This window comes from Ruegeria sp. BG8, from assembly GCF_056538325.1.
In genome coordinates this window covers 21,338-46,214 of sequence record NZ_JBQFSZ010000008.1, presented here as the reverse complement: position 1 = coordinate 46,214, position 24,877 = coordinate 21,338, and the positions used below count along the sequence as shown (strand labels likewise).

Annotated in this window: 22 protein-coding genes and 1 tRNA gene; 13 read left to right on the top strand and 10 right to left on the bottom strand. The window is 52.8% G+C overall.

The window, feature by feature from the left end; translation table 11 throughout:
• Positions 1–33: 33 nt before the first annotated feature.
• From ACR0DG_RS15385 to ACR0DG_RS15370, 4 genes are read left to right on the top strand one after another with little or no spacing between them, the layout of a single operon-like run.
• A complete protein-coding gene (locus ACR0DG_RS15385; protein ID WP_480698408.1) occupies positions 34–1,212 on the top strand; it encodes a glycosyltransferase in 1,179 nt (392 codons plus the stop codon).
• Between the two features lie 13 nt (positions 1,213–1,225).
• On the top strand, positions 1,226–2,557 hold the full coding sequence (locus ACR0DG_RS15380) for a lipopolysaccharide biosynthesis protein (RefSeq protein WP_480698410.1): 1,332 nt from the start codon (positions 1,226–1,228) through the stop codon (positions 2,555–2,557).
• Positions 2,554–3,399 carry a sulfotransferase domain-containing protein gene (locus ACR0DG_RS15375; protein ID WP_480698412.1) on the top strand — a complete coding sequence of 282 codons (846 nt, stop codon included), beginning with the start codon at positions 2,554–2,556 and terminating at the stop codon, positions 3,397–3,399. The genes ACR0DG_RS15380 and ACR0DG_RS15375 overlap by 4 nt, the downstream gene beginning before the upstream one ends.
• A 43-nt stretch (positions 3,400–3,442) precedes the next feature.
• Positions 3,443–4,699 carry an O-antigen ligase family protein gene (locus ACR0DG_RS15370; RefSeq protein ID WP_480698414.1) on the top strand — a complete coding sequence of 419 codons (1,257 nt, stop codon included), beginning with the start codon at positions 3,443–3,445 and terminating at the stop codon, positions 4,697–4,699.
• 24 nt (positions 4,700–4,723) lie between these two features.
• On the opposite strand, the gene ACR0DG_RS15365 is transcribed toward ACR0DG_RS15370, so the two are convergent.
• Entirely contained in the window at positions 4,724–5,485 is a 762-nt protein-coding gene (locus tag ACR0DG_RS15365) for a hypothetical protein (RefSeq protein ID WP_480698416.1), read from the bottom strand.
• Positions 5,486–5,955: 470 nt separating this feature from the next.
• Here ACR0DG_RS15365 and ACR0DG_RS15360 point away from each other — a divergent pair, with 470 nt between their 5' ends.
• Positions 5,956–6,642 (top strand): sugar transferase, encoded by a 687-nt coding sequence (locus ACR0DG_RS15360; protein ID WP_480698418.1) that lies wholly within the window; start codon positions 5,956–5,958, stop codon positions 6,640–6,642.
• Between the two features lie 74 nt (positions 6,643–6,716).
• Complete coding sequence (locus ACR0DG_RS15355) at positions 6,717–8,837, top strand: GumC family protein (protein ID WP_480698420.1); 2,121 nt, start codon at positions 6,717–6,719, stop codon at positions 8,835–8,837.
• Between the two features lie 61 nt (positions 8,838–8,898).
• Here ACR0DG_RS15355 and ACR0DG_RS15350 read toward each other — a convergent pair whose 3' ends face one another.
• Complete coding sequence (locus ACR0DG_RS15350) at positions 8,899–9,180, bottom strand: hypothetical protein (RefSeq protein WP_480698422.1); 282 nt, start codon at positions 9,178–9,180, stop codon at positions 8,899–8,901.
• Between the two features lie 442 nt (positions 9,181–9,622).
• Here ACR0DG_RS15350 and ACR0DG_RS15345 point away from each other — a divergent pair, with 442 nt between their 5' ends.
• From ACR0DG_RS15345 to ACR0DG_RS15335, 3 genes are read left to right on the top strand one after another with little or no spacing between them, the layout of a single operon-like run.
• Positions 9,623–11,590, top strand: a complete 1,968-nt coding sequence (locus tag ACR0DG_RS15345) for a YjbH domain-containing protein (protein WP_480707223.1) — start codon at positions 9,623–9,625, stop codon at positions 11,588–11,590.
• Complete coding sequence (locus tag ACR0DG_RS15340) at positions 11,587–12,228, top strand: YjbF family lipoprotein (protein ID WP_480698425.1); 642 nt, start codon at positions 11,587–11,589, stop codon at positions 12,226–12,228. Before ACR0DG_RS15345 ends, ACR0DG_RS15340 begins: the two co-directional genes overlap by 4 nt.
• A complete protein-coding gene (locus ACR0DG_RS15335; protein ID WP_480698427.1) occupies positions 12,218–13,633 on the top strand; it encodes a polysaccharide biosynthesis/export family protein in 1,416 nt (471 codons plus the stop codon). Before ACR0DG_RS15340 ends, ACR0DG_RS15335 begins: the two co-directional genes overlap by 11 nt.
• Positions 13,634–13,728: 95 nt before the next feature.
• Here ACR0DG_RS15335 and ACR0DG_RS15330 read toward each other — a convergent pair whose 3' ends face one another.
• The 5 genes from ACR0DG_RS15330 to ACR0DG_RS15310 all read right to left on the bottom strand — a co-directional run bounded on the left by ACR0DG_RS15330 (position 13,729) and on the right by ACR0DG_RS15310 (position 18,659).
• Positions 13,729–13,998, bottom strand: coding sequence for a spike base protein, RCAP_Rcc01079 family (locus tag ACR0DG_RS15330; RefSeq protein ID WP_480698429.1), 270 nt, complete (start codon positions 13,996–13,998; stop codon positions 13,729–13,731).
• A 159-nt stretch (positions 13,999–14,157) separates the two neighbouring features.
• Complete coding sequence (locus ACR0DG_RS15325; protein WP_480698431.1) at positions 14,158–14,877, bottom strand: metallophosphoesterase family protein; 720 nt, start codon at positions 14,875–14,877, stop codon at positions 14,158–14,160.
• A gap of 850 nt (positions 14,878–15,727) precedes the next feature.
• Positions 15,728–16,345 carry a TadE/TadG family type IV pilus assembly protein gene (locus ACR0DG_RS15320; RefSeq protein ID WP_480707217.1) on the bottom strand — a complete coding sequence of 206 codons (618 nt, stop codon included), beginning with the start codon at positions 16,343–16,345 and terminating at the stop codon, positions 15,728–15,730.
• 22 nt (positions 16,346–16,367) lie between these two features.
• On the bottom strand, positions 16,368–16,982 hold the full coding sequence (locus ACR0DG_RS15315; RefSeq protein ID WP_480698435.1) for a TadE/TadG family type IV pilus assembly protein: 615 nt from the start codon (positions 16,980–16,982) through the stop codon (positions 16,368–16,370).
• Between the two features lie 18 nt (positions 16,983–17,000).
• Positions 17,001–18,659, bottom strand: a complete 1,659-nt coding sequence (locus tag ACR0DG_RS15310) for a pilus assembly protein TadG-related protein (RefSeq protein WP_480698437.1) — start codon at positions 18,657–18,659, stop codon at positions 17,001–17,003.
• 1,035 nt (positions 18,660–19,694) lie between these two features.
• Here ACR0DG_RS15310 and ACR0DG_RS15305 point away from each other — a divergent pair.
• From ACR0DG_RS15305 to ACR0DG_RS15290, 4 genes are all read left to right on the top strand, one after another.
• Positions 19,695–19,904 (top strand): Arm DNA-binding domain-containing protein, encoded by a 210-nt coding sequence (locus ACR0DG_RS15305; protein ID WP_480698438.1) that lies wholly within the window; start codon positions 19,695–19,697, stop codon positions 19,902–19,904.
• A gap of 19 nt (positions 19,905–19,923) precedes the next feature.
• Positions 19,924–20,115, top strand: coding sequence for a helix-turn-helix transcriptional regulator (locus ACR0DG_RS15300; RefSeq protein WP_480698440.1), 192 nt, complete (start codon positions 19,924–19,926; stop codon positions 20,113–20,115).
• Between the two features lie 142 nt (positions 20,116–20,257).
• The gene (locus tag ACR0DG_RS15295) at positions 20,258–20,479 is read left to right on the top strand and encodes a PB1 domain-containing protein (RefSeq protein ID WP_480698442.1); all 222 of its coding nucleotides are present in this window, start codon (positions 20,258–20,260) and stop codon (positions 20,477–20,479) included.
• 181 nt (positions 20,480–20,660) lie between these two features.
• A complete protein-coding gene (locus ACR0DG_RS15290; RefSeq protein WP_480698444.1) occupies positions 20,661–21,812 on the top strand; it encodes a hypothetical protein in 1,152 nt (383 codons plus the stop codon).
• 106 nt (positions 21,813–21,918) lie between these two features.
• Here the strand turns inward: ACR0DG_RS15290 and ACR0DG_RS15285 are convergent, their stop codons facing one another.
• The 3 genes from ACR0DG_RS15285 to ACR0DG_RS15275 all read right to left on the bottom strand — a co-directional run bounded on the left by ACR0DG_RS15285 (position 21,919) and on the right by ACR0DG_RS15275 (position 24,868).
• The gene (locus ACR0DG_RS15285; protein WP_480698446.1) at positions 21,919–23,037 is read right to left on the bottom strand and encodes an endo-1,4-beta-xylanase; all 1,119 of its coding nucleotides are present in this window, start codon (positions 23,035–23,037) and stop codon (positions 21,919–21,921) included.
• A gap of 137 nt (positions 23,038–23,174) precedes the next feature.
• Positions 23,175–24,332 carry an adenylate/guanylate cyclase domain-containing protein gene (locus ACR0DG_RS15280; protein ID WP_480698448.1) on the bottom strand — a complete coding sequence of 386 codons (1,158 nt, stop codon included), beginning with the start codon at positions 24,330–24,332 and terminating at the stop codon, positions 23,175–23,177.
• A gap of 460 nt (positions 24,333–24,792) precedes the next feature.
• Positions 24,793–24,868 (bottom strand) — tRNA-Lys (locus ACR0DG_RS15275).
• Between the last annotated feature and the right edge of the window lie 9 nt (positions 24,869–24,877).

Genomic DNA, 24,877 nt, shown 5'->3' with positions numbered 1-24,877 from the left:
TCGTGAACCAACATTGAGTTCTGGGTTTCTGAAATGACTGAAGCAGAGGCAATTCCGCCCCTGAGCCCCTCGAGCGCCGGGTATGATTTTTCAGGTCTCAGGGTAGCAATCGTTCACTATTGGCTTGTCGGCATGCGCGGCGGTGAAAAAGTTGTCGAAAGCCTGCTTGATCTGTTTCCGGATGCGGTGATCATCACACATGTTTATGACGCGGAGCAGGTTAGCGAGAAAATCCGCAATCAGGATGTGCGTGAAACCTTCATCTCAAAGCTTCCGGGTGCCAGAAAGCACTATCAAAAATACCTTCCGCTGATGCCACTTGCGCTGGAGCTGGTGGATATGACCGAATTCGACGTCATCCTGTCCAGCGAAAGTGGCCCCGCCAAGGGTATAATCCCGCGCCCTGACGCCGTGCATCTTTGCTATTGCCACTCGCCGATGCGCTATATCTGGGACCACTATCACATCTACCGCGCCTCTGCCGGACGGCTTGCCCGGCTCGCGATGCCAACCGTGGCGCATAAGTTGCGGATATGGGATGTCACAAGTTCAGCGCGGGTGGATCGTTTCGTTGCCAATTCAAGCTTTGTGGCGCAGCGTATCGGGAAATACTATCGACGGACGGCGGACGTCGTTTATCCGCCCGTCGCGGTGAACGACTTCGATATATCAGATGAGATCGGAGACCACTACCTGCTGGCGGGCGAGATGGTCTCCTACAAGCGTGCGGATCTGGCGATTGATGCGTTCAACGCCTCAGGTCGTAAACTGATCGTTGTTGGCGATGGTGAGATGCGAGATGCACTGTCGCAAAAAGCCAATCCCAACATAACCTTTCTGGGGCGCGTCGGCTTTGCCGAGCTTAAACGGCAGTTTGCCACCTGCAAGGCGTTGATCTTTCCAGGTGAGGAGGATTTTGGGATCATCCCCGTCGAGGTTATGGCATCCGGTCGCCCTGTTGTCGCCTATGGTCGGGGCGGGGCTTTGGATACAGTCCTTCCCGGCGTTTCAGGAGTGCATTTTTACGAACAAACAGTAGAGGCCCTGAACGCCGCGATTGACGCGCTTGAGGCAGATGTCACTTTGATGAACGCGCCATCCAGAATCCGAGAACATGCTGCGCGTTTTGACCAACAGGTCTTCAAATCCAGAATTGCCGACCTGTTAGCGCATGATCTGCAGCTGACGGCGTCGAACGCGCGCCGCGCATAGTAAACTGGGCGGTATGAGCACTGGCGTCGTGCAACAATCTGGAAAAAGGTTTGCGCTGAAAAGCCTGTCTGCGCTGTTCATTAAGTGCGCCGCAGCAGGGCTTTCATTTCTGATGTTCGTTGCACTGTCCCGCGGGCTGGGCGACCAAGGGTTCGGTCAATTCAGTTTTGCCTTTTCACTCGCCACGCTTCTTGCCGTAATTGGCTCATGCGGACAGCGTAATCTGGTCCTGCGCTTTGCATCTTTTTACATCCATGCCCGGGATTTTGCCAAAGCAAGGGCAGTGGTGCGGTTCAGCTATCTGACCGTTTTGTTGGGATGTGGGTTCACCGCGATTGCGCTAAGTATATCGGCTGCGGTCTTGCAGATATTTGAAGACCAGAAAAGCCTGTTATGGGCAACGGCCCAGTTCACGGTCGTTTTAGCAATTGCCGAATTTCAACCCATTCCGCAACGTGCTGCGGGGTCTGTCTGGCGAGCGCTATTGCCACGGGATGTCGTCTTCCGCGCTTGTATGATCGCGACCGCAGGGCTCAGCGTGTCGGGGGCAATCCCAGCGATTGATCCGGTTTCCACGCTTCGCATTATGACAGTTACGCTGGGGGCTATTGTTCTGATCCAGTGCTTTCTCGTCCCGCTGACCAACCCAGCCCGCCACGTGGCTGGAAAGGTGGATTTCAGCCCAAAACGCAACTGGATCTCGTCCTCGTGGGGGATGTGGGGCAATTCGGTTGTGGATGCGTCCGGACGCAACCTTGCCATCGTCATCATGGGTGGTTTGCTACCGGCTGCGGCCGTTGGGGGCGTATTTGCGGCGTTACGTACGGCCATGGTTCTGGAACTGTTCCTGATGGCGATCAATATTGTGGCGGCACCGTTGCTGGCCGCCCAATTGGGGCATGGTGACGTCAGCGGCGCGCGCAATACCTGCCGCCGCATCAGCCTGATGCTAGGGTTGCCCACGCTTGTCAGTTTTGTTGTGTTTGTTCTCTGGGGCGGCTGGGTGCTGGAACTCTTCGGTGCGGGTTTTGCAGCCGCGCATCCCGAGTTGATTATCATCAGCTTTGGATATCTGGTCAGCGCCTTGGCAGGCCCCACAGCACAGATCATGGAAATGTCCGGGTATGAGCGTGTGCATTTCAAAATATTGTCTCTAACTACGGCTGTTTCGCTTGCTGCCTTGCCCGCTGCCGTCGCGCTGTGGGGCACCATAGGGGCCGCCATGTGCATCAGCTTGAACCTGATCGCACTGAACGTCGCGGCCTATATCTTCATCTTCAGAGCAACCGGTATTTCCGCTGGCATCGTCGATCTATCCCTACTGAGAAAAGAGGGCACACCGTGACCCAAACGCCCTTGCCCGTGAACTTTTTATATCTAGGCGGTGACAAATGTGGCTCGACCTGGATTTGGCATATCCTCAACCAGCATCCGGACGTCACGTTGGCGAACGCCAAAGAACTTTTCTACTTTGACCGCTTTTACGACAAGGGTGCTGCATGGTATCTGCGTCAGTTCCCAAGACAAACCGCCACAAAGCGGGTGGGCGAAATCTGTCACGACTATCTGTACTCACAAACAGCCCTGAAACGGATTGCGACGGACCTGCCCCATGACAGCCGGTTTTTGGTGACAGTGCGTTCCCCGATTGCCCGCAGTATCTCGCACTGGAAATACATGCTGAAGATCGGGCGGACGCGGCTGAGTTTTGAAGACGCCATCCAGGAGTTTCCTGAAATCATCGAGAATTCGCTGTTCGGGAAACACATCGAAAATGCTGTCACTTACTTGGGCGCAGAGCGCGTATTCGTGCTTGATTTCGACCAGCTCGGGGCGGACCCCGTTGGTTTTGGTAGGTCACTGTCTAACGCTCTGGACATCCCATTCATCGACTCGCTGCCCTACGACGATCGCATTCTAGAGGCCCAATCTGCGCGCAACCCCGCGCTTGTTTCAGCGTTACGCAACACGGGTTGGATGTTGCGTCGACTGGGGCTGCCCAGCATCGTTTCAAAGGTCAAAAGTAGTCGGCATGTATCGCGGATGCTTTACACATCATCTGCCGAAAAAACCTGCGGGGAACCTACAAACGAGGTCTTGAAACAACTCACTAATCAGTTCGCCTCTGACCAAGCCAGATTGGCCAAATTCTTGCGTCCTCAGTCTTGCGACATGTCTGTTGGCTGAGGTGTCCGGGATAACCGCTGCAACCCGGCGCCCGGAGCGGCATGTGACAGTTCACAAGACCACCCTGATTACCGGGTTACTGATGTTGAGCGGTGTTTTACTGGGCCTCTCGTCCCTACCTGCGGCGCTAGTAATTTCGTTTTGCGCCCTTGCGTCCATCCTGTCCATCGTTCTGACGCGCAGCCTGACGAAACCCGCGGCATGGATTTTGGCGTTTGTCCTTTATTGTGTTGTCAGCGGCCTTGTCTTTAACGGTTTCGCCTCGATCCAAGAGACTTCACTTGCCAGTTGGATCGGGAAGGAAGGCCGAGTTTTTCTGTACTATTGGCCCGCCCTATACGTGCTAAGCACCAGTGTTCCACCAGAAAAGCAAATCAGCCTACTGATGCGCGGCCTGACAGTGATTGTGTTGGCCAACGTCACCGCCACGGCAGTGGGCAATTTTTCAACATTCGGCTCACATCACGCAGCCGGAGCCTTTGCGGTGACGGCCACGCTTTATCATTTCTATCGGTACAGTTATTCACGGGCGGTGGTGGATCTGTTGTTTCTGGGAATGTCAGTTGTTGCACTCTTGGGAACAGATTCTCGTACTTCTCTGCTTGCTGCGGTTTTGGCGATTGTCGCAACAAACCTAAGCTCGGGCAAACTGCGAGCAGGTCTTGCGGTGGTGGTTCTTGCGCCGGCAGGTGTTTTCCTGATGGCCAGTGTCTTTCCCAGCCAGTTTGAACGCCTGAACGACGCCGCCAACGCGCGCACCTTTCATGCAATGCAGCGCAATTTCCTTGTCGCGTATCACGCCGATCACCCGCTGGAGGTCGGAAAGGCGTGGGAGTTGGCGGACGACATTGACCTGTCTGGAAACGCGAACCTGGCCATCCGTGGGTATCTGTTTGGACGCACAACAGGAGAGTTCATGCGTTCTCCCATCGTTGGGATCGGTTTCGGTCGGATCAACGACATCGGGCGGGTGTTTTCAGGCACGCCATACGCGCTCTATGTCGTAACAGAAGCCTCTGTCGCCTCGCCAACGGAACAGACGGCGCATAATTCCTACCTTCAGCTTTTGGCCGAGCTCGGGATTTTGGGTAGTGTGCTGCTGTTCCTTGCCTATCGCTCCATGTGGATTGGATTGAGCGGCACAATACCCCACCAATGGATGTGGTCTCAGATCGGTAAGGCCAGTCTGGTGAGCCTTCTTTTCATAGCGCTGACGCAGCACTCATTCGGGGCACCGATTTACGGATTGTCCCTGTTTTTGATGGCGTCCCTCGCATACAGAAAATGCCAGCCTGCGTAAGGCTGGCATGCAGTTGTTCTGCAATTATGAAGTCGCGCCAGATTTCATGGCGTAAAACTGCGTGATCATGGCTTCTTCCGCCGAGTTTGGAACCCGATTCATATGCAGGCCACCGTAGTCCCTGATATGCGCAGGGTTCGGGCCCGAAACGCGATAGGGCTCAGAACCGCCATCCTCAAGCGGTGCGCCGGATTGGGCCAAAGTATTGCCATTCACGTTTGTCAAAATACCGGCCGCGCTGTTGGACGTTGTGACAAGCGTATCGACACCAACCAAAGATGCCCCTGTATCAACGGCGCTTTGAATCCCGCCGAATGAGCATACGACACGCCCCGGATCCGATTGCAGGGTAAAGATCAGCGGATGACGTTGTTTAAGGTCCCCGCCCCCGCTACCTCGGTTGCTAACGATATGAGCGAAAGCACGGCTGAAGCCAAGCGTCCGAAACGCGACCGCCTCAAACACCTCGGCCGAAAACGGCACCGCTCCTTGAAACACCAGCGTGTCGTCAACGCCGTCGCTTTCCAGCCAATGACGCGTGCCATCGGTTTGATACACCGGTGCCGAGGTGCCGCTGGGCGCAAGGTAATACCCGCCCAGAGTTCCTTTGTTGCTTACGCGTCGAACCGGATCACCGGCCAACGTGACTGGTACTAAACCAGCCGCATCCTGGAATAGGGTCGCCCGATCCGAAGGATCGCGCCACAATTGTGGTTCCAGACCTGAAATACTTTGATGCGCTTTGCGCAAAGCAAGCGAAGAAATCGAAAGGCTGACATCAATCATCGTGCACCTCCGATCTTTGTTGCCTGCCGCACGCGGCGTTCAGTTCTTTCCTACGGGCCATGACAGTCCGGATGTCGCATTCCACTTGGGACAATTTCATTGGTCTCCACCATTTTGACGAATTGATCTGCGCACAAACCCAAGGGGGCGTGTGCGTTCGCCGAAATGGTTTCCGAACAGTTTTTACGTTGGCTTAGACGACCGTTCGGTGTGGTGATAAACGGCAGATTTGCGCTGCACATGGCTTCGGTTTTAAAAATACTCTTCTTAAAGTTGTTATTCTTAAAGTTCTAAACTTCACCTTAAGCACAGCAATCCGGCAGGAAGCGCCACCTCTGTCTGGGGTTTTGCGGTACCGGAATTAAGTCTTTGTTTACCAGTTCAACCTATCACGCAAGGAGCCATACAGTGGAAATACCACAAGCTGTATCGGCGCGTTGAATTGTGCTTGCGGCAGAAGGGATTTCTGGATGTTGGACTTTGCCTCTACGGCGCGAACACCCGACAGGTCAGCCGCGGTTACCTACCCGCACCCTCCCACAGCCGGTCTCTATTCGAAGTATGGAAAGCGGCTGCTTGATCTTGGCTTGGCGCTTGTTTTGTTGCCTGCCTTAGCACCGGTCATCTCCGTTTTATGGATACTGGCGCGGCGCGACGGGGGGCCAGGCTTTTTTGGTCATGTCCGCATTGGAAGAGACTCTAAAGCGTTCAAATGTTGGAAAATACGGACTATGGTCGTCGACGCAGAACAGCGGCTTCAGTCACACTTGGCAGCCAATCTCGAAGCAGCAGAAGAATGGGAGCGCGATCACAAACTGACCAATGATCCGCGTATTAATCGGATCGGGCACTTCTTGCGCCGAACCAGTTTGGACGAGTTACCTCAGATCTGGAACGTGTTGAAGGGTGAAATGAGCTTTGTTGGCCCGCGCCCTGTCGTTGCCATCGAACTTGTTAAATACGGAAAGGCGGCGCCTGCTTACCTTGCGCAAAAACCGGGTATAACCGGGCTTTGGCAAGTCTCGGGTCGAAACGAAATCAGCTATGGTGACAGGGTGGCGATGGACGTGGCTTACCTTGACCGGCGCAGCCTGATCAACGACTTGAAAATCATCGTCCTGACGGTTTCTGCCGTCCTGACCGGCACGGGTCGATGAAGAGTTTCGTTATTTGTTGATATTGGCAGACCACATCTTATACGTGTGCTTTGAATTCTCCAAAAAGGTTCGGAATGAAGCAGACTCCGATACACAACACGCAGTTCACAGCGGCCGGACGTCCCGCAGAGCAAGAGCTCGCAAGCGATACAATTGATCTGAGCGCGTTGGTCGCAACGTTGTGGCGCGGTAAATGGGTGATCGGGTTATCTACTTTGGCAACTGTACTGCTGGGCGCCTACTATACATTCTTCGTCGCTGTTCCGCAGTACAAGTCCACAGCCGTAGTTATGCTGGAAACGGATCAAGCCAGCGTTGTCGACCTGCAAAGCGTTGTGGGTGGCTTGGCCGGGGACACCGCCGAAGTGAACTCAGAACTGGAAGTTATGAAATCCCGCGGCCTGATGGAAAAAGTAGTGAGCAAGCTGGAGCTGATCTCTGATCCGGAGTTCAACACCAATCTGCTGCCACCGAACGCTCTGGACCGTGCATTGCAGTTTCTGAGGCCTAATCCCGGCGTCACTACACCTGACAATTTGGCAGAACAGTTAACCCGGGACGATGTGATTACGGCTTTGCTTGGCAAGATCTCTATCCGGAATGTGCCGCAAAGCCTTGTATTTGAAATCACGGTTCATACTGAGTCCGCCCGCAAGTCGGCCCTGATCGCCGATACCATTGTTGACCTCTACATTCTGAACCAGATCGAAGTGAAATTCGACGCGACAGAACAAGCCACTACGTGGCTAACAGGCCGTGTGGCAGAGTTGCAAGCGGAACTGGAAACTGCCGAGGCAAAGGTCAACGCGTTCAATTCCGACACCACTCTTGTGTCACCCGAAGCTCTGCAGCTTCAAGAAGTTCAGCTGAAAGACCTGCGCGAGCATCTGGAAACGGCAGACGCGACCCGTAACGCCGCACAGATCCGATACGAAAGCCTTATCGCGGCAAAGGATCGTGCTGCGCAGAGGGAAGCCAGCCAAGACTCACAACTGGCACGTCTATTTGACAGTTTGAACGGCTCAGGAACCAGCCAGGACGCCTTTGACACGGCGTTTCAACGGGTGGTCGCTCGCAATGCATTGGAAGTTCGGCGCGCGGCGCAACAAGCGCAAGCCTTGAGGCAATCCACGGAAGAGTTGGCCCAACAGATAGACCAGCAAAGCGCGGATCTGATCACGCTGCAGCAAATCGGTCGCGAAGCAGAAGCCGTGCGCTTGTTGTATGAGTATTTTCTGGCGCGGTTAAAAGAAACCTCGGCGCAGGAGGGAATTCAAAAAGCGGATAGTCGACAATTGTCCAGAGCGGTCGTTCCAAGCGATCCGTCTAGGCCGCGGAAACCGATGATACTGGGAATGTCTTTGATTCTGGGTCTCCTTTTAGGCAGCGCAATCGTCCTGATGAATGAACTCAGACGCAAAGGCTTTCGATCCGCGCCAGAGCTAGAACGCATGACAGGATACAGCGTGCTGGGCCAAATTCCCGCCTTTCCAACACGGGGACGTCGCACGGTTTTGGAATATCTCGCTGCAAAACCGTCATCCGCGACGGCTGAAGCGGTTCGAAACCTTCGAACATCGTTGATGCTGTCTAACGTAGATCGGCCCCCGCAGGTAATCGTGATGACATCTTCGCTGCCCGGCGAAGGCAAAACCACCAACGCCCTAGCACTGGCGCAGAATTTTGTGGGCATCGGAAAGAAAGTACTGCTTGTCGAAGGTGACATACGAAGGCTGACAATGACGGCGCAGTTGGAAAATGTGCCCAAGCAAGGCATCGTGTCCGTTCTGGCCGGAGACATTTCCGCACAAGACGCCGTTTTTCGGGACCCTTTGCTTGGATGTGACGTTCTCGCGGGCGAGGAAACCTCGGCCAACGCAGCGGACTTGTTTGCGTCGGACCGATTCCGGCAGTTTCTAAGCGGCATGCGCGAACACTACGACATCATATTAATCGATACGCCGCCAACTTTGCTGGTGTCAGATGCACGGTTGATCGCACGCAATGCGGACGCGGTACTTTTGACCGTGAAATGGAATGACACATCCGAGCAAGATGTCAGCGAAGCGCTACGCCTGTTCCATACCGATAGTCAGCACCTGACGGGCATTGTGATGGGGCAGATCAGCCCGCGTGGTGCAAAGGCGTATGGCTATACCTACGGCGGCTACGCGAACAGCTATTACAGCAACTGATCGCCAAATCGTGCCTAGCCTGGAATTATGAGTGCGCCCTTCGTACAGAAGGCCAGTCCAATCAGTTCGTCGTACCAACCGTGCTCGTTGTACTGTTGGTCGATCCACCGCCGCCCGCTGCCGCGACACCAATGGCCGCCGCCGCAACCCCAAGCGCAGGAGCGACAAGCGGCACAAAGCCTGTCACACCCGCGGCTTCAGCGGCCTTGGCAGCATCTTCTGCGCCCCTCGATATCTCGGCATTTGGTGCGGTTGGCGCGCCGTTCTGTGAAGCGGGCGAGCCATCTTGAGCCAGTACCGCAGTGGTTGAAAATGCCAAAGCAAAAATCGAAAGCTTGATCATGCTAATTCCCCTCAATCACAACTCGATCTCAGAATAAACTGATGGTCGAGTGCGAAAATTCGTTATGGCTGGGCAGTTTTGAAACTGAAAAGTAGCAAAAACTACATTTATTATGAACTACTTGGATATGAAAAGTGTTAAAATTCGGTTAACTTCTCGGCCCGATGAACACTCCTCCGAAGAGAGTTGCATAGAATCCTGATTGCAGTTTTGACACACGTTTAACGAAAGTTAAATGCAGGGTTAGTCGCTTGAGACGACCCCAATAAAAGCGGTTAAGGAGAGGCAAAAAAGGCAACTCCCCCGCGTGAAGATCAAAGCGTCATTCCTTAGGTGCACAAGCGTCGCAGCATGGTTCTGCGTCACCACTGCGACCATTTCACAGGCGCAGCCTGTCTCGACCTATGGAACGCCTGGGCTGATCGATATTCCCACGGCCGAAATGTTCAAAGATGGCACTCTGACCTTCACGGCGTCGGGTTTTCGGAACACCGGACGGGCAACAATGACATTCCAATTGTTGCCCTGGATACATGGCAGTTTTAGATATGCCGTTCTTGATCGCTTGGATGGCCCCGGAACAACCCGCTTTGACCGCAGTTTCGATGTCCATTTCCGACTGCGCGAGGAAGATCGAAATGGGCCCGCGATTGCGATGGGCTTGCGAGACTTCGGTGGAACTGGTATTTACGCGGCAGAGTATATTGTTGCGACGAAAACTCTGAATGACCGGTTTAAGCTAACAGGCGGCATCGGGTGGGGCCGGATGGCTGGCCGGGGCGTGTTCTCAAATCCACTAAGCGTTTTCGGAAACCGTTTTGACGAGCGGAACAACACAAATGCAGGCGACATTTCGGAAACCGGACAATTGGATTTCGGCAACTGGTTCCGCGGCGATGCTGCGGTATTCGGCGGGGCAAGCTGGCAATATAATGACCGCCTGACGTTTTTGGCTGAGTATTCACCCGACCTGTACGCCCAAGAAAGCATCAACGACAATTTACAGGTCAAGTCCCCCATCAACTTTGGGCTTCAGTACCGTTTTCAGAACGGATCTCAGCTGACGACTTCGGTTCTTTACGGAACGACACTGGGGCTGAGTTACAGCTATTTCGTTGATCCGCGCAAATCCGTCGCGCCCGGAGGTCAAGGCGCGGCGCCGCCGCCTTTGCGACCGGAAAACCCGTCGCAGAAACGTTCATCCACGGACAAGGGTGATATTCGCACCCAGATGAAAGCGGCCCTGAAACAAGAAGGGCTGCGGCTGGTCTATATGTCGGAAACCCCTGATACTGTCCGCGTCGGGGTCGAAAACACATCGTATGGGCAGGCCGCTCAGGCACTTGGCCGGGCAGCCCGCGTTCTGGCCAACGAACAGCCAAAGCAAACAAAGCATTTCGATATTGCACTGATGTCCAGCGGCGTGCCGCTCAGCGCTGTTCGAATAAACCGCGACGATCTCTATGCGCTGGAGAACGATCCAGACAACACGTGGCGCAGCTTTGCGCGCGCACAGATTTCAGACACGATACCTGTGGCTCAAGGTGGGGTCCTGAAAGACGCTTACCCGCATTTTTCCTATCGTTTCGGCCCTTATCTGAACTTTTCTTTCTTTGATCCTGACGATCCGCTGCGGTACGAGCTTGGGGCCGCTCTGGGCGCCGATTTCACTTTGTCCCCCGGATTTACGCTGTCAGCCGAGCTGCGGCAGCCGGTTCTTAGCACATTGGATGACAGTAGCCGTGTATCGGATTCCACCTTACCCAGAGTACGCTCGGACTGGGCAATCTATGCCCGCGAGTCAAACCTGCGGGTCGAACACATGACTGCAGAGTATCTATGGCGTCCGTCAACCAACCTGTTTGCACGCACGACACTTGGGTATTTGGAAACCATGTTTGGCGGCTTGTCGACCGAATTGCTGTGGTACCCTGTAGACAGTCGCCTCGCGCTGGGGGTCGAGGCGAATTACGTCGCCCAGCGTGATTTTGACGTCTTGTTTGGCTTTCAGGACTACAACGTCGCCACAGGCCACATCTCGGCCTACTACGATCTGCCCGGCGAGTTTCATGCACAGGTCGATCTGGGCCGCTACCTCGCCGGAGATTATGGCGCCACCTTCAGCCTTGACCGCGAATTCACCAACGGTTTCAAAGTTGGGGCTTTCTTTACACTGACCGATGTCAGTTTCGAAGAGTTTGGCGAGGGGTCTTTCGACAAAGGAATCCGTCTGGAAATCCCCGTGTCCTGGCTGACGGGACGGCCATCGCGAAACAAGATCGCGCAGACCATTCGACCTGTCTTGCGCGATGGCGGGGCAAGGCTGAACGTGCGTAACCGTCTATACGGAGTGACCCGCGAAGCACGCGCACAGCAGCTTTTCCGCGGCTGGGGAAGGTTTTGGCGATGAGGTCCCTGTGCGCCCTATTGCTTGGCCTGTTGTTGATCTCTTGCGGTGAGGCGCAAGAGGATTTTGACTTGCTCAAGGGCGCGCTGCAGCCTAACGCGCCTCGTTTTCATCCGCGCGCCAACGCGCTTGCGGCACGCCGCCCTATCCCACCACGGCTGGAGGTCAGCTTTCCCACCCGTGACCTAAGCGGTGTCATGCTTCTGGAAACCGAACGCGCAGGTGTACAATCCTGGCTGTCCGCCGACGGCGCTGCAATCACGCTGTCACAGGGTATGCTGACCTCGACCAAGGGTTTTGGTGGGGGGCTTGTCGCCTCGGACGCCAGTCAAAGTGCGGCGATTGTTCTTGGCGACGGAAACGCGCGCGTTGAGCGGTTCCACAGCTTCCTGAACGGCAATGATGAAATCGAACTGCATGCCTATGTCTGCCAGATCTCAGTGGCGGGGCCGGACATCGTCCTGCTGCGTGGCAACCCAGTTAACACGTCCAAACGCGAAGAACGTTGTTATGGGGTCAGGGGCAGCTTTTTGAACACGTACTGGGTGCAGAACGCTCCGCGCCGGGTCGTTCAATCATCGCAATGGACGGGCAATTTCCTGGGCAACATCTTCATCAAATCAGTGCCCGATGACACGTAACTCTTTGAACGGCGAAGGATACCTCGTGCGCAACATTTCACTTTTGATCAACCTCGTTGCGGTTTGTGCCGTGACAGTTGGATGCTCAACGATTTACCGCAGCCCTTCGGTGACTGCAGGCGTATCTGACAGCGGCAAAGTCCGCGTGGTACCCCTGACGCCTGAAACCGTCCTTGTGGCAAACCGAACTGTTTTTGCACCAAAGACTTTGCCTGCAGTATTTCAACTGTCCGCCGGATCTACAGCGGGTGCCAACCGGCAAAGTGCGGCGTCTTTACCGGATGCACCCTCTACACAAGATGGGACAAGAGCAGGTCTTCAATTGAACCCGCCCCAGCAGATCGTGCCGGGTCCCTACACTATCGGTGTTGGTGACGTTTTGGTATTGTCTACCCCGTCGACACAAGGCTCTGCGGGCGAGCTGTCTGGTCTGCTTGCCGCTCAGAACAGCCGAAACGGCTACACAGTTCAAGACGATGGCGCGATTAACATTCCCGATGTCGGCCGCGTCAGGCTTGCGGGTCTAACCGTGGACGAAGCCGAAGCGAGCCTGTTCCAACGTTTGGTGGAAAACCAGATTGACCCCACCTTCAGTCTTGAAATTGCCGAGTTCAACTCTCGCCGTGTATCCGTTGGAGGAGCGGTTGGACAACCCGGCGTACAGCCTATTACGCTGACCCGACTAACTCTGGGCGAAGCACTGACTGCAGCCGGTTCCGTTTCAGTTCGCGATATCGACAACGGCTCGGTCCGCCTTTACCGCGACGGGGAAATGTACCAGATCCCGCTGGAAGATCTTTATGCGCAAACCGCGTTACAGGATCTGAACCTGATCGCAAATGACTCAGTCTTCGTCGATACAGACTATGACCTGGATCGCGCGGAACGGTATTTTGCACAGCAGATCCAGCTGCGTGAAACAGCTCTGGAAGAGCGTCAAACCGCCCTTCAGGAACTGGATACCGTGGTTAATTTGCGCCGTGACGACCTGAATGAACGTCGTGAGACCTTTATACAGTCTATCGAATTGGATGCTGTTGATCGCGACTATGTCTATCTCAGCGGCGAAGTGCGTACGCAGGGCCGTTACGCATTGCCTTTCAACCACAATGCCACACTTGCGGACGCTCTGTTCGACACTGGCGGCGGGATTGCCAAGGAAACCGGAGACGCATCAGAAGTTTACGTTCTGCGCGCCGCGTCAGATGCCCCAGAATTCGGGGCCGTAACGGCCTGGCATCTGGACACCAGAAATGCTGCGCATCTGACACTTGCCGCGCAATTCATCCTGCGGAGCAACGATATCATTTTTGTTGCTGAAAACCCGGTCACGCGTTGGGGTCGGACAATCAGTCAGATCACGCCATCTCTGATTACGACACCAATCGTCGCGGCCGTGAACTAAGGCGTCACACAGACCGGGCCCGGCGCGGCGGCCCGGTCAACGTTTGCGATAGGCCGATAAGCCATACGTCAATTCGGCTTTGGCCAGGTTCTGGTCTAAACCAATAGCATCGCGTGGATGCCGGACGCTGTTGTACCAGTTGCGTGAATTCGACGAACGCCGACTGGCAGAATGGAATAATCCGACACTTTTACGGTTCGAACTTCGTCCTGCACAGTGGTCAGGACCAACGTCCCACCGGTTTCTACGTAAAGGCCGATAGCGACAGCCGTCAAATCTGAAGTGTCAGAGGGCGTTACGGGTGCAATATCCCGAGCAGGTCCAGCCAGGCTGGAGGCGCGATTGGTGAATGGGTTCGTCGTCATGGGTTTTGCCTCGCTGAATGTTTAATCGGCAGAACCGTAGAAAAACCCGGTTAACGCGCTTCAAGCAGGGCGCGCGTTGCGTAAACTGTTTTATGGCGCTTGAAGCTAGGATCAGGTGCAGCAGTTACAGCGATAACCCGATCGACCAAATATCAGTTCTTATAAGAATTTGGGCGTGGAACCATCCAGACACACCGCACTCAGGACACCAGTCGCATAAGCTCCGGTGTCGATGGCGATGCGACCACGCAGAGCATGTGCCTCTGGTACAATGGTATGCCCATGCACAACCCAATAGCCATCTCGTCGATCCTTGGATTGAAACCTCGGGTGGCCCCAGATCAACACCTCGTCTGTTTGCCCATCAGGCGGACATGCGGGATCCGCTCCGGCATGCGCGACAAGTACGTTTCCTGATAAATAATGGCTTGGCAGGTCGGCCAGCCACGCCAACAGCCACTCGCCCATGGCCTCCAGCAATTTGTCACGGCAATCGATCAGATCGCCGGAGTTCCTTTCCAATCCAACCCCTTGGACACCGAAGGATGCCAACGTCTGCAAACCGCCGTGATGTATCCACCGGGCTGCTGGACCCGTGGGATCCGCCAGGAATCGAAGCAACATGTGTTCATGGTTACCCATCAGGCAAACATAGTCGGGACGTGCAGCAAGCAATCGCAACGCGTCTGCACTGTTTTCACCCCGGTCAACGTAGTCACCGACCAGAACGACGCGATATCCAGTTGGGACTCTGGCCAATAGTTCTTCCAACAGATCGATGCTGCCGTGCACATCACCGATCACGCATAAGGGCTCGTCCGGCTTCGGAGGTTCAAAGCGCGCAGAACGGCGGAACCCACGGGTTAGAAATGAAAGCATACTCAAGAACTTCTCGATGGTATCGCCAATGTCAAAACAGAACTGGTTCCTACCAGTTCTGCAGGCGATTTACACAGTGATAACCCCTGCAAGAAACCCTCTCAACGCTAATCAAGCCGCACGGCAAGCAGGTATACCCATCTGGATTAGCTCAGCACCCCTGATCCTGTGGATACCAGCGATGCGATTCCGACCTTTGAGCATGAACCAGGTTTTCAACGGTTCAGGATAATGATCCGCCATGATTTGACTAAAGTAATCAAAATCTTTTTGCGGCAGGCGCCGACCGCTTCGGGACGGTCCGTGAAACCCGAATACCGTTTTCGCATCTACACAAGTGTCAGGCAGACCCAGAAACATTGTACATGTGGAATAACAAACCCGCCCGCGGATTTCGATCCGAACTTCGTTACGTCGAAGGTTTTCTAACTCAATGATCCGGTCATGCAAATATCCACCTCGGTCGTTCTGAACGATGTAGGTCTTTTTCGTCTCTGCCCACGTGCTTGAGGCAACAAGCATCAGGCAAGACGCTGCGCCCACTGCAATCAGCCATACAGACAGGCAAGTTTGCTTTATGCATCGCTCTGCAAAAACTTCGAAGCCACGTAAGTGCGCCTGACACATCCCTTTTCTCCAATCCAGTTGAACCTGGGATCAGCGCTAAAGAAGAGACGCGTTTCGGCTATGTGTGTGTGGTGGCAGAATTATGTTTTAAATTAACAATTTAATGCCAATTTCAGTTAATTCTAAAAGGCCAAATGAGAAGGACCGCGAGATAGACAGTCAAACTGTCTCGCGGCCCCAAACTAAATGTCTGAACATCCAGACACCTTGGATAGAAAGTCGGTCAATTGTTAAAGCAATCCCTTATGATCGGATTGCCATCGACATCTATAGCGCCTGTGTCGAACTTGATCTGAGGCGCAAGACGGGGGCGCGTGAAAGCGATCGCTTCATTTGTTCTAGCGGACAGAATGAAGTCACCGAAAACAGGTGTGTAATCGAGAAATGCTTCCGTCATCAGAAGCGTATCACCTTCCGCAAACAGTGGGATTCGACCCGCATAAAAGGCCATGTCGGCATTTGTCAGGTCCGTCAATCCAGCGGTCGACTCAGACCAACAGAACTCTAAAACACGTTGTGTGGCATCTTCGCAATTGGCCGTGCATTCAACCGTAGAAAGCCTCATTTCCGTGGGATAGTCATTATCCGTCAGAAACCCCAACACGCTGTTCACACCATTAAAATAAGCCGCATCTATGAAATTATCTTCACGGCTAACCATATCCGACACCGTGTAAGTCGCCTTGGATTGTAAGTATGATACTCTGATTGAGTCTTGAACAACGACTCCCCCAAATATCAAAATGACCAAAAAGGGTAAAACCATCCCAGCTTCGACAAGTGCCGCACCGCTTGTATCCTCTTTGAAGCGGACGATTGCTTGGTTCAGCTTGGAGGCCATCTGTTTGTAACGTGTTTTCATATCATGTCGGCTCGTTAACAAATGCTGATTTAGAAACGATTGCAAAATTCCCAAACGCATCGTAGCGCGGCAGGGATCTCAGAGCATTTATGTAAGGAAACAGAGATGCCTGGATGAGACAGGCCCGCGCGATCATCAATTGATTTTCGTCACCCGCCGCGAATTCAATTGGTGGCACATACCCGTCTTCTGGGGTGGTATCCAAGCAATTTGTGTCGCCCAAGTCTAAGGTCCATACGCCCTTTTCCACTTCGCGAACTTGAAGCAATAGGTTCTCCGAGCAATCCCATAGGATGAACCGAGCGTACGGCTTTGCGCACATCGCATCCTTGACTTTTTCATGATCGGGATCAGGGATAAGCCCCAAACGAAGCTCTCGGAACGTCTCATCAGTCACACGGTCTAAGGCCACCTGCCTGATCTGCACATAACTATATTCCATGGACAGATAGGACATCAGCAGTAGCAGCGGTAGAACCATTGAAAACTCAACCAAAACCGCGCCGTTTTCGTCTCTCGTCCATGTAATAAAGCTGTTCATCAAGTTTCTGGCGAAACCGGTCTGCTTGCCATTAGACGATTCTACAGAATTGTTTTTGATAGATTTTACAAACATAACAACACTCCAGCCCAATCACTGCGTCAGACGCAGCCGGTTGATTTCGCGGGCGATTGAATCGAACGCCGAGTCGATATCCAGGCTGTTTACATCGTAGAAAAAGGAAGGAGAGGACGCGCAATCCAGCAACGTAGCGTCGCCTTGACCGTAAGTGTCCATTCCAATTGTGAAAATCGTGACACCTGTGGCTTTTACTGTGTCACAGATATTCGTTGTACGGGTGTTTTTCGTGTCATTGAAAGTTGATGCCACGACGCGGTTATAATGACCATTAGCGGTTCTTGACGTATCGGCCCGAGATAAGATGTCGTTTACAAAGGTGCGAACCGGAAGCTCTGCCCACACTTCTTGCCAGGTTAGACGCACAGCGCCCGTTCCTGGCGATGTGCTCCAGAAATTTCCCGGCACTCGGTAGTAGTCAAACGGACCGAACCGGTTCCTAAAATACGCAAAGTTATCCGTGCCGGGCCGATGGAACACGGGCGAATTGCCACTGCGGAACGGGGCGCGAATATCGTAGCTCGATGTATTTTCTCCATCTGACATCACGATCAGGTATTTAACGGATTCTACACTCGTGTAGTCGTCCGGTACTCCCCGACTTGCAGGTCCGGAAAGATATTCAAAGCCAGCCGTGCCAGACAAAGATGACAACACAGGCCGCAACGAAGGGTCCAGCATTGCCGCGCCCCATTTCGTGGCCATTTCGATCGACGTAAACCCGTAAGGTTGCATCGCACGAATGCGGGCCTTAAGCGCATCGGGATTTTGTGACCACGGCACGATATCTCGAACTGCTGAATCCGTTGGGCAGACAACACCGAACTGATCTACATCGTCGCCCAATCCGCGCGCATCGTGATGCGCAGTTCTGGTTAGCTGGGTGTCTGTCGGAATGACGGTCGTTTGATAATCGGCATTGTCGCTGAATGTGACGCAATTGGAATCCGAATGCTCGGCACTCACAGTAAAATTGCTTAGCAATGCCTCACCGACAGATACTTGGGTCGCAAAGGGAACCAGTGAAATTACGGTATTGCCCGGCTGACCTGGGTCGGGCTGAACCTCATCGACAAACGCCTGAGCCGCCGGGATCAACAAGTCCATGCGCGACGGCGTCGCCGGCGGTCCGCTGATTGCACCCGGCGCCCAAGACATTGAACCCGAGTTGTCCAGCGCAAGGGCGATTTCAATATCCTGTCTGGACTCTGTTGCAGCACCTACGACGGACACGTCCCAATTTTCCCACCCGATAATTCTGGTGAGATACGATGCAAATTGATCAGATGCGTCGATCGTAACGGTTCGCTCTGCAAGTGAATCAACAACCGTTACGTTATCAAGGTTGTCAGCCAAGCCAGCCTTCCCGAAGAAATCCTGAACAACCAATTCGGGGTCCAAGGTTTGTTCGAGGTCAGCAGCTGCCAGGCTTGCTGAATCTGTCGTGTTCTGCAGCCGCACCCTTACACTTTCAGCCAAGGCGGATTCAAAGGCAAAGCCAATGAGCGCCATCAAAGGCACAAGCAATAAAGCAACCAGAACCAGTACCGCGCCTTCATCCTGATCTCTGTATCGGGAAAGAAAGTTGCTCTTTTGACTTTTAAAATCGCGTTTAGCCTCACCCGGCGTGTGGATCAAACCACGTTCGGCTGTCTCTGAAAACTCAATACGCATTTACACAACTCTTGACCACTTGGACCATTAAACATCGAAAACTAGATCATCATTACACCAAGATTAACAAAAAATGAACTCAAAATGAATGAATGTTGTGCTTAACGAGGCAATACTGTGTCAGCTAGTCAAGGTTTCGTATGAAGAATATCAATTTAAGGACGCAAAACTTGGTGACGAGTCCGTGGTCAAACATAGGCGAGCCAGCTTTGTAGGGTACGTTAGTTTCGACTTTGCGGAAAGGAAAACAATTAGGGGTGGATTAAAAAAAATATTTAATCACAATATCTTAAGAATAGTCTCTCTTTCCCATATTTGATAATTTCAACTAAAAACACAAAAAATACGTCATTCAGAAAAAAGGCGCACGAGGCGTTTTCAAAAGAGCAAACTTGGTTATTTTTCCGAAACGCGACGAACAGGTAACTCATCAGGACGACAAGACGTCCTTGTCAACAGTTCTCTAACTTCTCTTGTATTGTATACTATTCTGCGGCGTGAGTTTTCTTGAACCACCTTAAAGCACACGTAAAATTTCATTGGATTCTTGGTTTACAGAAGATTGCGCGACTCGATCGACCGACCGTCAATTGTTTCTAGTTTCAGCGGCTTTGATTTACTGCGTCCCAAACGTCTCACCAACTGTCAGTAAGCTTACCGGCGTCCGTCATATGCCGTGCGGCGCCATTGTAACCCAATATACACACTTCAATCTTTGCCACAGTGGTTCCGTGTTGTTTCCGGCAAGCTAAACGCGACCTAGCTTGTCTAGTACAATACTGCGTAACACTTTTTGCTGTTTAAAAAGGTGGTGAGCCGTGCAGGATTCGAACCTGCGACCCACTGATTAAAAGAACGGCCAGAGCCATTTCTCTGTATTTCTCCAGATTTCGCCATACCAACAAAAATGAAGCAAAAACAATATTTTACGTTGACCTTTGTTGCGCCTTGAATTCATGACTTACTCCAGAATTCGCCGCCAATTGCTTCCGTATAGCTTCCGGAAGCTGGCCGGAAGCAAGGAGTGTTCTGGATATGTTCAAATTGACCAAACGCGCAGTTGAGGGGCTGGCCGTTGAGACCAAGGAATACCTTGTCTGGGACCGGGACATGCGCGGCTTTGGGCTGAGGGTTTATCCAAGCGGCAAGAAAACCTATCTGGTCCAGTATCGGGCCGGACGCCGGACGCGCCGGATCACCATCGGCCAGCACGGCGTCCTGACAGCCGAGGAAGCGCGAACCTAACCCAGACTATTTTGATCAGTTGATCGACGAAAAAGCAGCGGCAGACTATCTTTGTTACTCTGTCCGGGCTTTACAAAATTGGCGCGTGCGTGGCGGCGGCCCCTTGTTCATTAAAGTGTCCGGTCGATCCGTTCGATACACCCGCCGCGACCTTCAAAAATGGATTGCTGAAAAGCGCGTGGCCAATACCAGCGCGGCACCTTCCAACTAGTCGAGTTTTGCCCGCGTAGAGTTGGCAGCGCTGCGCGGGATTTTGGGGCCGGATGGTTCCTGAGGGGCGCGAGGTCAAACGCCACCTCGCGCCCTTCTTATGTCTGCCAACTGAAAATTCTCAACACAACGGAACAAACCAAATGAGCAATCAACCCGCCCACAAGCTCAAGCTGGGTCTCATCACCGCAACAATCTGGGACAATGACGGCTTCTACTCTGTCGATGTAACCCGCTCTTACCGGGACAAAGATGGCGACTGGAAATCTACCACCAGCTTTTCTCACAGCGACTTATTGAATGTCGCGAAATGTGCAGAGCGTGCAGAAATTTGGATTGGACGACAGATCAATAGCCGCCAATAACATCCGCCGGGCGTCCAGCCCGGCCCCAAAACAATAGCTGCCCCGCCGGAGGCACTATTGAAGGGCGCGAAAGCGCCCGCCCCTTTCCCAACCTCAAACATAGCAGCGCGGCGTTCGCCGAAAGGGGGGGGTGATTGTAGCACCCCCCTCTGGAAATACCGGAACCCAAGGAGACCCAAAAATGCAAGTTGTTCATCGTGGATTCGACACCATCGCACTTTCGATTCAGGCGAATATCTCTCAAGAGCTATTCGACCTACTGAGTACCGAACGTGACAGAGCCGAAGAAGAACGGCATCCCGTTCCGTTCAGCTACGGCGGCGCAGACTTTGACTTGTTGCCCCATGGTGGCAACGGGTATCGCTTCATCCTAAAAGGGGGGCCTTTGGATGTGTATTGGTCCTTCAAAAAACCAAACGCACGCGACCCTTGGGGCATTCGGGTTTCTGTAGGGTCAACTCTTCTAGCGACACAAGGGCTTGGATACGCGCGCTCCTACATAGATAAGACCCTAACTATGCTTGGTGTTCGCTTTGAGTCACATCAGGTCAGTATTAGTCGCGCCGATTTCTGCGTTGATATTCTCGCGCCGGAATTCGAGTTGGTTCCAGAAAACTTCGTCATTCACAGTCATACAAACCGCGCTGACTATCTCTCGGCTCAAGATGATATGCGCAGCAATGGTAAGTCTGGTCAGTTCACATCCGTTACGGTCGGTAAAATGCCGGGGCGGCAGGTCATCATCTATGACAAACGTCGCGAAGTGATCGACAAGAAAAAGCCGATCTGGTGGGATATCTGGAACGCCAACTTAGACCGGGATGGTTTGCCGCGTTTGGACCATTCTGATGCGTCTCAGAGCCGCGTGTGGCGCGTTGAGATACGCGCGGGGAAAGACTTGCTCAAGGATCGTTGGCAGATCAGGACGTGGCCTCAGTTCGATGCTATGATCGGCGATGTCATCGCTGAGGCACTAAAGAAGATACGGTACTGCGAACCTGATCTTGACGATGGAAACCGCGCACGCTGGTCTAACCACAAAATGTGGGACTTAGTTGCTGGATCATCAGAGGATGACCTGTTGGAAATGCGCAGCCACGTCGATGCAATAACCATCAAACACGTACATCGTAATGAGCAAATTAGGTTAATAACGGCGCAATTGGCAGGCCTTGGAATTACACTGGCCGCACTTGAAGACATTCAGGAAAGCGAGCTGAGTGACTTCATGGAAAGAGTTGGAGGCAGGCTCGCAGAAAATGTACAGGCCGATCCTGATCGTGCTGTAAACAAGCTGGATGAAGCTAAGAACAGATATAGGTTCATTGCGTAATTGAAAGCTGAACGCTTGCCCGGTGTTCATAGACCGAATTCCGTGTGACTCCTGCATGCACATTAAGTAGGAAAGCGCGGCTAGAAGCTAACAACAGGCCTAATCCTCACTGGAGCGATTTAACTACTGCAGAATAGACCGGTTTTGGCTGATGGGATTTGGTAAATAGTCCAGGTCGGGCGTCTTTGTATGCTGGAAGTCCAAGCGTTCCACGTTCGAGGATATTGTCGTCATCAATCGGCGCAAAAAACGAAATCTCTCTTGTGTTTGGGCGTTTGGCCATGAACTTTACCACACGAGAATAGTCTTTGATTACTCGCCGATCATGCTCTTCCTGAGTACGCGGGCGATATGTTTTTGAAACACCCTTCTTTCCATAGATCATGCTCAACTCGTTCCAATGAAAATCAAGGCCAAGTTGGCTGATGCGGCGAAAGTAACCTGAATTCAGAGTTGGCTGGTTGTTGCTTGGAGGAAAAACGAAGCCCCCGACTGCTGCACCGGTTATTGGGACGCCCCTTTTCTTCAATCTCTTGAGTAGCTTCAAGTGGTCCGAAGTCTTTCGCTTGAAGTAATAATTTGGATCACCGACCGGACCAAATTCTTGGTATGTCAACCTCGCTCGAGGCATTCGTTCTCGCGTCGCAAAAAAGAGCAGGTCCACCATCTCTTCTCCGAGAGCATTCATGAAAGGGTCATTTCGGAGTCCACCCCCCGCAGGGGCTAGAATTTCATCCATAACTTGGATTGTCATTGTGGAGGATGGGTTAAGACGGCTACACACTTGATCAACGCGCTGAAGGAGTGTGCGCTCGAGCTCTGCTTTATTCTTTGGCGTTCCATCGGATCGCAAATGAGCCCGTTTCGGCAGTGCTTCCCACGAATAAATTTGCCGCAGCCGTGGACGTACTTTTGCCTTGTTACAAGTAGACAGAAAGGTATTTAAACCGGCAAATCGTGGAGAGTTTCCATAGTTTCGGTCCCACTCTATCTCTTCGCCAAGGTTGGCTGCCAACGTAAAGTGTTGAGACAGAAGATTGCGAATTTCCGGTCGCTTGAGTTGCCCCGGCGATAGCATCGCACCAATATCAATCCCTTTCTTTTGCGCAGCGTCACGCAAGTTCTGAGTGGACCCCGCAGCGAATGCATCACTAATTCCCAAAATTGCCTGTTGCAGGGTCAAGGCGGACGAAAGCACGATGAAATTCCGGCGATTTAGGCTCAAAACGTTTCTCCTACACTCATACTCACTTAAACAAAGTCGCAGTTTTTCGATCAGGGAGCGTCCAAAATAGTAAGCAACTATCCAGCCGCCCTGCGACATCCTAGCACGATGCTATCCAAATTTGAATTTGCTTAGTATTATTTTGGCACCTCTATGACCACTGAGTTATGTATGACTGGGGAGTCACCCCATTTTGGCGAGGGTGCCTGAACTCGAGGATTGGCAAATGTTGCGAGGTTTTGATTTCCTCGGTAATTGTCAGGGCTTCCCGGTGCCCAGTTACTGAAATTCACAGGATCTCCGTTTTCCCAACGCCAGCCTCCATCCGGTTCATCTGCGTCTTCATCCTGTATTAGTCCGATCAAAGGACCTTCATGCGCTGTCCCGTATCTCTTCCAGTGTCCTTCGTCCTTTAGTGAGAGCTCAAACAAAAATGCATTTTCCTCAGGAGTTCCAATTGCGACAGGATACCCGCGCAAAGCGCTCGCGAGCGCCTGAACATCAGCCCATGTTCCACCCCATGTACGAATGATGTGATATGTGTGACCCTCAAAAGTACCCGTCGTAACAAGGTCAAATGACTGGAGAAGTTCCTTGGGCGTCGGATCAGTGGCGAGAATCTGGTCCAATGAGTCCGGGGTCACTTCCTGATCTGGGTTTGTACCGAATGACCAGATCGCCAACCCACCTATGATGGCGACGACGCCTGTGAACCCGAACTGATAGATCGGAGCTGACGGATGCTTCATAAGCCGCATTATTTGGCTCAAGAGGCTGGGGGCGGCCTTCTCCCCAACAGCATAGACTTTGATTGGTTGTCGAAGGTTCTTGACGCCGTACTCGCCTATCTTGGTAAATTCGAATTCTACCTTTCCTTCAACTTGGGACATGAAACCCTCGGAAAGACAGATGCCGCCCGGCTCAGAAATAGCTTCCAGTCTTGCCGCGATGTTAACGCCATGACCCAGAATGTCTCCGCTTTCTTGGAGCGTGACCTCCCCAACATTCAAACCGATGCGAAACCACAGCTGGTTCGCGGGATTGACCTCCAAGTTGTGCTTGCTGTGGGCTTGCTGAATCTCTGATGCCGCTTGCAGAGCGTCTACGGCACTTTCGAATCGTGCTACTACGCTGTCTCCAGCAGTGTTGGAAATGGCTCCGCGATTAGCGATTATGATCGCATCCATGATCGCTCGCAAAGCGTGTAACTCTAGGAGCGTGTCACTTTCGTTTCGCTCAATGTGTGCGCTGTAGTTGGCAACGTCTGCCGCAAGTATTGCAAGGAGCTTACGCATGTCGCAGAACCTCACGGCTTACGGCAGTTGGTAGGCAGGTACATTTCACTTTAACCGAGCCCTCCGAAAAGATATGTCATAGTAAAGCATGTGCACCGAATATTTTCCAAGTTTGAAGAATAATAACTCGGATTGAAAGTAGTACCTGTCGCTTGGGAAACTATGGTTTCGCTCGGCACAAGTTTGGTTATTCATCCAAACGGCTGCGCTAAAGTCTTGGACCTCATCAAACTCGACAAGAATATTGACCTGTCCTGTTTGTTGTGTACCCGCGTCCCAAACGTCGCGCCAACGGTCAGCGACCTTATTGGCGTCTGTCGAAATCTGTACGACGCAATTGTAATCCAATAGACACACTTCAATCTTTGTCACACTGCTTCCGTATTGCTTCCGGCAAGCTAAACGCGACATAGCGCGTCACGCGCAATATCGCGCAAAATATTGTTTTCATTGATAAAAGTGGTGAGCCGTGCAGGATTCGAACCTGCGACCCACTGATTAAAAGTCAGTTGCTCTACCAACTGAGCTAACGGCCCACTCTTTTG